The sequence below is a fragment of the Paenibacillus doosanensis genome, assembly GCF_025060755.1.
GTDB classification, from domain to species: domain Bacteria; phylum Bacillota; class Bacilli; order Paenibacillales; family NBRC-103111; genus Paenibacillus_S; species Paenibacillus_S doosanensis.
In genome coordinates, this window is sequence record NZ_JANYUY010000081.1 from 22,047 (window position 1) to 28,709 (window position 6,663).

A 6,663-nucleotide genomic window follows, 5' to 3' on the forward strand; every position below is an offset into this window, starting at 1 on the left:
TCTAACCATAGAACGATCCCCGAGGAATGGCTAGACGCCGATCCAGCTTAGGCTGGATGCGGACGGAATAAGCTTCAGAGCATCACGTCACTTTTGGGGGGGGGGGTTCCTGCTTGGTCCTTGAAATACGATTGAAATTACTCTTCCGGTTCCTCTTCGCCGTTATTTGCTTTCGGGAGGTTCCTTGGGAATAAACTGATAAATTTCACCCGATTCCAGCGAATCGATGAGCTTGCCTAGCCATTTATAATATGCAATAGCTTCTTTAATTTTCGTAATGTCAATCTCCAAGCAGGCTTGCAGCTGCGCGTCTTCCGGAAACCGTTCCGCTAATGCCTGCAGCTCGACCAGCGATTTGCGCAGCGACTGCAGATTGATTTCCAGCGCTTTGCGCCACTTGATCCCGAAAAAATCGGCAAAGGTTTGATACCAGTCCGATTCCACCTCATAAAAGTCTTTCCGCGATCCTTTTTCCCATACTTGATTGACCATCTTCATATCCAGCAAAGTACGGATTCCCGTGCTCATGCTTGTCTTGCTCATTTCCATGGCTTGGCCCATATCATCAAGCGTCATCGGTCCGTTTTGGAAAAACATTAAACCGTATAAGAGTCCGTGAGACAGAGTAATTCCATACAAGTCCATATTTTTACCGATCGATTCGATGATCCGCTTGCGCGCCTTTTGAATTGCTAACTCCTGCTCGGGCGTAAGCCCTTCGAGCCCGTTCATACTGCACCCACTCCTCTGTCGGTGTCCTAGACTCAGATGCTTGTTTCATCATTATCAGAACTCACGATTTATTGTAAGAAACAAACTGCAGAATGTAAAGCAATGGATGGGGGTCGATATGAAAGCATAACGGAGCATTCTCCACTAAAACATTGTACAGTTTTTTCTGTACGTACGTTACGAACTAAAAAAACTGTTGACTCCTTAGAATGTGTTCTTTACACTTGTATAAGAGAGCTGGTAGCCGAATAGCAATGAAAAGAGGTGATAGCCTTGGCCATTATCGAAGTAAAGGATCTTACCAAGGTGTTTGGCCCAAACCCCGAAAGCGCCGTGGAGCTTCTATCCAAAGGCTGGTCTAAAGAGAAAATATATAAAGAAACGAAGCACACGGTAGGGGTTAACAAGGTTAGTTTTTCTATCGAGCCCGGAGAAATTTTTGTCATTATGGGACTGTCCGGAAGCGGAAAGTCGACATTAGTCCGGTTATTAAACCGCCTGATCGAACCTACGTCCGGTACGGTGGAGGTTCACGGCAAAGATATCGTCAAGATGAATCATGAACAGCTGCGCCGGGTGAGACGCGAACAAATCAGTATGGTTTTTCAAAAGTTTGCCCTATTTCCGCATCGAACCGTTTTGCAAAATGCGGAATATGGTCTCGAAGTTCAGGGGGTTGCCAAAGCGGAAAGGGAACCGAAAGCAGCCGAAGCGCTGGAGCTGGTCGGTCTCAAAGGCTGGGAAAACAGCTATCCCGAACAGTTAAGCGGCGGTATGCAGCAGCGGGTCGGACTTGCCAGAGCGCTTGCCAACGATCCGGATATTTTGTTTATGGACGAAGCCTTCAGTGCGCTGGACCCGTTGATCCGTAAGGATATGCAGGATGAGCTGCTGGAGCTGCAGGAGAAAATGAAGAAGACGATCGTCTTCATTACGCATGACCTGGACGAGGCTCTGCGAATCGGAGACCGGATCGCGCTTATGAAGGACGGAGCGGTCGTACAGATCGGGACTCCGGAAGAAATTATGATCAACCCGGCCAATGAATACGTGGAACGGTTCGTCGAGGATGTCGATCTGTCCAAGGTGCTCACCGCCTCCCATGTCATGCGCCGTCCGGAAACGATCGGTTTGGATCGCGGGCCGCGGGTAGCGCTGCAGCTGATGAGAGAAAGCGGGATTTCCAATTTGTTCGTGGTCGACCGCTCGAAGCATCTGTTGGGCGTTATAACGGCTTATGACGCTTCCGAAGCAATGAAAGAAGGCCGTAAGCTGGACGATATTTTGATCCGCGAGGTGCCGACCGTATCTCCGGATGTGTTGCTGAACGAGCTGTTTGAAATTTGCGGCACGTCCAAATACCCCGTCGCCGTAGTAAACGACAGCGGCCGCATCGTCGGCGTCATTGTGCGCGGCGCCGTACTTGGGGCGCTGGCAGGGCAACTGCTGACCAAGGAGGTGACAGAGCATGGCGATACCGAAGTTACCTCTTGATGAATGGGTGGAGCACGGTGTAGACGCGCTGGAAACGCACTTATCGTTTTTCTTTGATCCCGTAGCGGCGGTTATCGAAGGCGTTGTAAACGGAATTTCCGATGTGCTTCATCTGGTGCCTTCGCTTCTGTTTATCATCATCCTCGGAGCGATTGCGTATTGGTTCGCCCGTCTGCCGCTCGCTTTATTTACAGTCATCGGCTTGTATTTAATCGATAACCTCGGGTACTGGGACCATACGATGGATACGCTTGCGCTTGTGCTTACCTCGGCGCTGATTTCGGTTGTGCTCGGCATTCCGCTTGGCATATGGTGCGCCAGCAGCCAGCGCGTGCAAAGCATATTGACGCCGATTCTCGACTTTATGCAGACGATGCCGGCTTTCGTGTATTTGATTCCGGCCGTCACATTTTTCGGGTTGGGCGTCGTACCCGGCGTTATCGCGTCGGTAATTTTCGCCGTTCCGCCGACGATTCGCTTGACGAATCTCGGCATCCGGCAGGTGCCGCAGGATTTGGTGGAAGCGTCGGACGCTTTCGGATCGACGTCGGGACAGAAGTTGTTCAAGGTCCAGCTGCCGCTGGCGGTGCCTTCCATCATGGCGGGGGTCAATCAGACGCTGATGCTTGCGTTATCGATGGTCGTCATTGCCTCCATGATCGGGGCTCAGGGGATCGGGGCCGACGTGTACCGGGCCGTTACCCAAATCAAAACCGGCCAAGGCTTTGAAGCGGGACTGGCGATCGTTATCTTGGCAATTTTTCTGGATAGGATGACACAGCATTTAGTAAAAAGAAAAAGGAGAGGGTAGTCGAATGAATAAGTTGATGAAATCGTTTCTGTTTGCGGGACTTTCCGCGCTCGTAATTGTAACGGGGTGCGCCAAACAATCGGGAGGAGCCGGAACGGAAGCGACGCAGACGATCGGGGATCAAGTCAAGCATGAGATCATCGGGATCGACCCGGGCGCGGGCATTATGAAATCGACGGATCAGGCACTTAAGGATTACGATCTGAAGGACTGGAAGCTGGTCGAAGGCTCCGGAGCGGCGATGACGGCTGCGCTGGATAAAGCGTACAAAGATAAAAAGCCCATCATCATTACCGGCTGGACGCCTCACTGGATGTTCGGCAAATATGACTTGAAATATTTGAAGGACCCGAAGAACGTCTACGGCGGAGATGAGCAGATTCACACTGTCGTCCGCAACGGGCTGAAGCAAGACGAGCCTTCCGCCTACGCGCTGCTGGATAAATTCGAATGGACCCCGGAAGATATGGCCAAAGTGATGGTTGCCATTCAGGACGGGAAGAAGCCGGAAGACGCGGCGGCCGAATGGGTGAAGGACAATGCGGCCAAAGTCGACGAATGGTCCAAGGATATTCCTAAGGCTGACGGGAAAAAATTGAAGCTTGCCTACGTTGCCTGGGATTCCGAAATTGCCAGCACCAACGTCGTGAAAAATGTGCTCGAAACGAAGCTCGGCTATAAAGTCGATATGCTGCAAGTCGAAGCGGGTCCGATGTGGGCCGGCGTGTCGAACGGAGACGCCGATGCGATCGTAGCCGCGTGGCTGCCGACGACGCATAAAGATTATTACGAGAAATACAAAGGCAAATTCGAGGATCTCGGTCCGAACTTGAACGGCACGAAAATCGGGCTCGTCGTTCCTTCCTATATGGACATCGATTCGATTGAGGATTTGAAAACGAAATAAGACAATAGCAGGAGCAGTCCCTTGATTAAGGGCTGCTCCTTCTTTATTTGTTCGGGTTGCGGATGCATATGCTCACGGAGTGCCGTTTTCCTGCTTGACCGGGCTTATTTTGCTGTAAGTCAACAGCTCGGATATCGTGACGAAACGGTATCCTCTGTTTTTCAGCTCGGGCAATATTTTTTTGAGCGCCGCAATCGTTTGTGTCTTTCCTTCCACATAATCATGGAATAAAACAATATCGCCGTTGCGCGCATTGTCCAGCACGGTGGAAGTAATCTTGTTTATGCCCGGCGTGTTCCAGTCCATCGTGTTTTGATGCCATGACCACATTACTACCGTAAAGCCCTCTTTTCTGGCGATCCGCACGAGCGTTTCATTGTAGTAGCCTCCCGGAGGACGGAACAGATGCGGCTTATGGCCGCTTGCCTTGAAGATGGCGTCCTGGGTTTTGCTGAGTTCTTCTTTAAACCGGCGTTCGGTGACCCGCTTGTTGAAATACAAGTGCTTGTAGGTATGATTCGCTAATTCATGGCCTTCATCCGCTTCTCGTTTCACCAAATCGGGGTACATTTCCGCCTTGTTTCCGATAATAAAGAAAGTGGCCTTGACGCCGTATTGCTTCAGCAAATCCAGGATGATCGGCGTATCCTCCGGATCGGGGCCGTCATCGAAGGTCAGCGCAATGACTTGTTCTTCTGTTGGCACTTCCCACACGACTTCTCCCCGCTTTTCGTAGTAGGGACGTCCCTTGCTCGGCGCTGCCGCCAAGGTAGTGCTGAACCCCAGCAGAAGAATGCAGCTCGTGAGCGCCAGCACCTTGATGTTACGACTTCGCATATCGCTATGGCCTCCTATTGCATTTGTAAATATGAAAGTGTACCATAGTTTTCCCGCACAAAATAAAATTAGCCGTAAACCGGTTTCCAATTATTTACCACGTGACAATTCCAGTCAGGGAGTAAAATTGATATGATAAATACGAGGAGTTGATCGATGTGAAAATGTATGAAGCGACCGCGGAAGCGGTATTGATCGCCCGCGTCCCGGGCAGTTTCATAACCCAGCGCGAGGCCGGTCTGGATGTCGAGCTGGCGGGAATTCCCGGCGACCGGCATTACGGCTTGCTCCGTCCGGCCGATTCCAGACAGCGGTTCTATCCCCGCGGCACGATGGTGGCGAACCGAAGGCAAATCAGCATCGTATCGGTTGAAGAATGCGCCCGGGTTGCGGCCAAGCTCGGCATTGCGGAACTGCTGCCGGAATGGCTTGGCGCCAATATATTATTGAGCGGTTACGAGGAGCTTACGTCGCTGCCGCAAGGAGCGAGACTGCTGTTTCCGGACGGCGCGGGGCTGATCTGTGAAGGGGAAAATGCCCCCTGCACCGATGCCGGTCAAGCTATCGCCGAAGCGGAGGGCATTCCGGGGATCAAGACGGCCTTCGTTAAAACGGCTTACCGCATGCGGGGCATTGTCTGCTCGGTCGAGCGCGAAGGCATGATCCGTCAGGGCGATCCGGTGAAAATCATGATCGAAGGCGTATAACGCGAATGCTATTGCATTTTCAAGAAATTTGTGGTAATTTATAGTCAACATTTGGTAAACATGAGCGGAAGAACCGCCTCTACCATGCTTAGGCATGGCAGGGGCGGTTCTTTTGTTGTTTAGGAAATTGCTTAAATCATGATGAACAAGAAGACGAAGCAAGCGGAACAGCAGGATGACTTGCGCTTGATGAGGCCGGGCAGCGCGGCAGCGCTGCGTCGTTCATCAAGGGATGTTTCCGCTAATACGGAGGTGACTCGTCATGCGCCATCGGGAAGGCTTGCAGGAAGGCGATGTGCTTGGCGGCAGATACCGGATTTCGGCCGTAATCGGCCGAGGAGGCATGAGCACGGTGTATTTGGCCGAAGATATGCGCCTGCCCGGCAAACGGAGGGCGGTTAAGGAATCAAGGCTCGATCCTGAGCAAGTCGGCGCGGGGCTGGAGGAAGCGCAGATGCTGATCCGGCTCAATCATCCGAATCTTCCCGATATTGTCGATTATTATCTGGAAGAGCAGGGCGGCTTCAGCTATCTTGTGATGGATTATATCGAAGGGGAAACGCTGCTGAAACGGTTTGAACGGCAGGGGCGGCGCATGACGAGCGATCAAGTGATCGATTATGCGCTGCAGCTATGCGAGCTGTTCGAGTATTTGCACTCGCAAAAGCCGGAGCCGATCATTTATCGCGATCTGAAGCCGGCTAATCTGATGATCGACGTACAGGAGCGGCTGCGGCTGATCGATTTCGGCATTGCGCGCAACTACAAACCCGGGCAATCGGCCGATACGTTGCCTATCGGCACGGTCGGCTTCGCCGCCCCGGAACAGTTCGAGGGGCGTCAGACGGACGAGCGCACCGATTGGTACGGGCTCGGGGCGCTCATGTATTTTTTACTCAGCGGCGGCCGATACGGGCATGCCGCCTGCAGCGATTTGCGCGAGCACGACGCGGGCATCTCCGAGAGCCTCGCCGGGCTCGTGGAGAAGCTGCTGCAGTCGGAACCGGACGCGCGCTGTCAGAACGCGGCGGAAGTGCGCCTCGCGCTGCAGCGCGCTCTGGCGGAGCAAGGCGGGCGCCCAAGCGATGCCGCGGGCGGCCGAAGCGCCCGCCCGGCGCAGCCGCCGCGGCTGGTCGCCGTAGGCGCGCTGTACGGCGGGGCCGGCGCGACGTTCG

7 protein-coding genes are annotated in these 6,663 nt (G+C 53.1%); 5 read left to right on the forward strand and 2 right to left on the reverse strand.

Features of this window, described 5'->3' with window-relative positions; translation table 11 throughout:
- Positions 1-162: 162 nt before the first annotated feature.
- Complete coding sequence (locus N0M98_RS32115; protein WP_259620320.1) at positions 163-732, reverse strand: GbsR/MarR family transcriptional regulator; 570 nt, start codon at positions 730-732, stop codon at positions 163-165.
- 273 nt (positions 733-1,005) lie between these two features.
- Between N0M98_RS32115 and N0M98_RS32120 the strand changes: the two genes are divergently transcribed.
- The 3 genes from N0M98_RS32120 to N0M98_RS32130 are packed head-to-tail and all read left to right on the forward strand — an operon-like array spanning position 1,006 to position 3,944.
- Entirely contained in the window at positions 1,006-2,226 is a 1,221-nt protein-coding gene (locus N0M98_RS32120) for a quaternary amine ABC transporter ATP-binding protein (RefSeq protein ID WP_249865719.1), read from the forward strand.
- On the forward strand, positions 2,207-3,037 hold the full coding sequence (locus N0M98_RS32125) for an ABC transporter permease (protein ID WP_375295582.1): 831 nt from the start codon (positions 2,207-2,209) through the stop codon (positions 3,035-3,037). Before N0M98_RS32120 ends, N0M98_RS32125 begins: the two co-directional genes overlap by 20 nt.
- Before the next feature lie 4 nt (positions 3,038-3,041).
- A complete protein-coding gene (locus N0M98_RS32130; protein ID WP_259620321.1) occupies positions 3,042-3,944 on the forward strand; it encodes a glycine betaine ABC transporter substrate-binding protein in 903 nt (300 codons plus the stop codon).
- 72 nt (positions 3,945-4,016) lie between these two features.
- On the opposite strand, the gene N0M98_RS32135 is transcribed toward N0M98_RS32130, so the two are convergent.
- Positions 4,017-4,781: a polysaccharide deacetylase family protein gene (locus N0M98_RS32135; protein WP_249865716.1), complete on the reverse strand. Its 765-nt coding sequence runs from the start codon at positions 4,779-4,781 to the stop codon at positions 4,017-4,019.
- A 164-nt stretch (positions 4,782-4,945) separates the two neighbouring features.
- Here N0M98_RS32135 and N0M98_RS32140 point away from each other — a divergent pair, with 164 nt between their 5' ends.
- Together N0M98_RS32140 and N0M98_RS32145 are read left to right on the forward strand one after the other, a co-directional pair.
- Positions 4,946-5,488 (forward strand): MOSC domain-containing protein, encoded by a 543-nt coding sequence (locus tag N0M98_RS32140; RefSeq protein ID WP_259620325.1) that lies wholly within the window; start codon positions 4,946-4,948, stop codon positions 5,486-5,488.
- 262 nt (positions 5,489-5,750) lie between these two features.
- A partial coding sequence (locus N0M98_RS32145; protein WP_259620322.1) for a serine/threonine protein kinase occupies positions 5,751-6,663 on the forward strand: 913 nt, incomplete at its 3' end.

Bases quoted from the DNA above. Each gene is read 5' to 3' on its own strand.
- N0M98_RS32115 (WP_259620320.1), bottom strand. From the start codon at position 732: ATGAACGGGCTCGAAGGGCTTACGCCCGAGCAGGAGTTAGCAATTCAA.
- N0M98_RS32140 (WP_259620325.1), top strand. From the start codon at position 4,946: ATGTATGAAGCGACCGCGGAAGCGGTATTGATCGCCCGCGTCCCGGGC.
- N0M98_RS32135 (WP_249865716.1), bottom strand. From the start codon at position 4,781: ATGCGAAGTCGTAACATCAAGGTGCTGGCGCTCACGAGCTGCATTCTT.
- N0M98_RS32130 (WP_259620321.1), top strand. From the start codon at position 3,042: ATGAATAAGTTGATGAAATCGTTTCTGTTTGCGGGACTTTCCGCGCTC.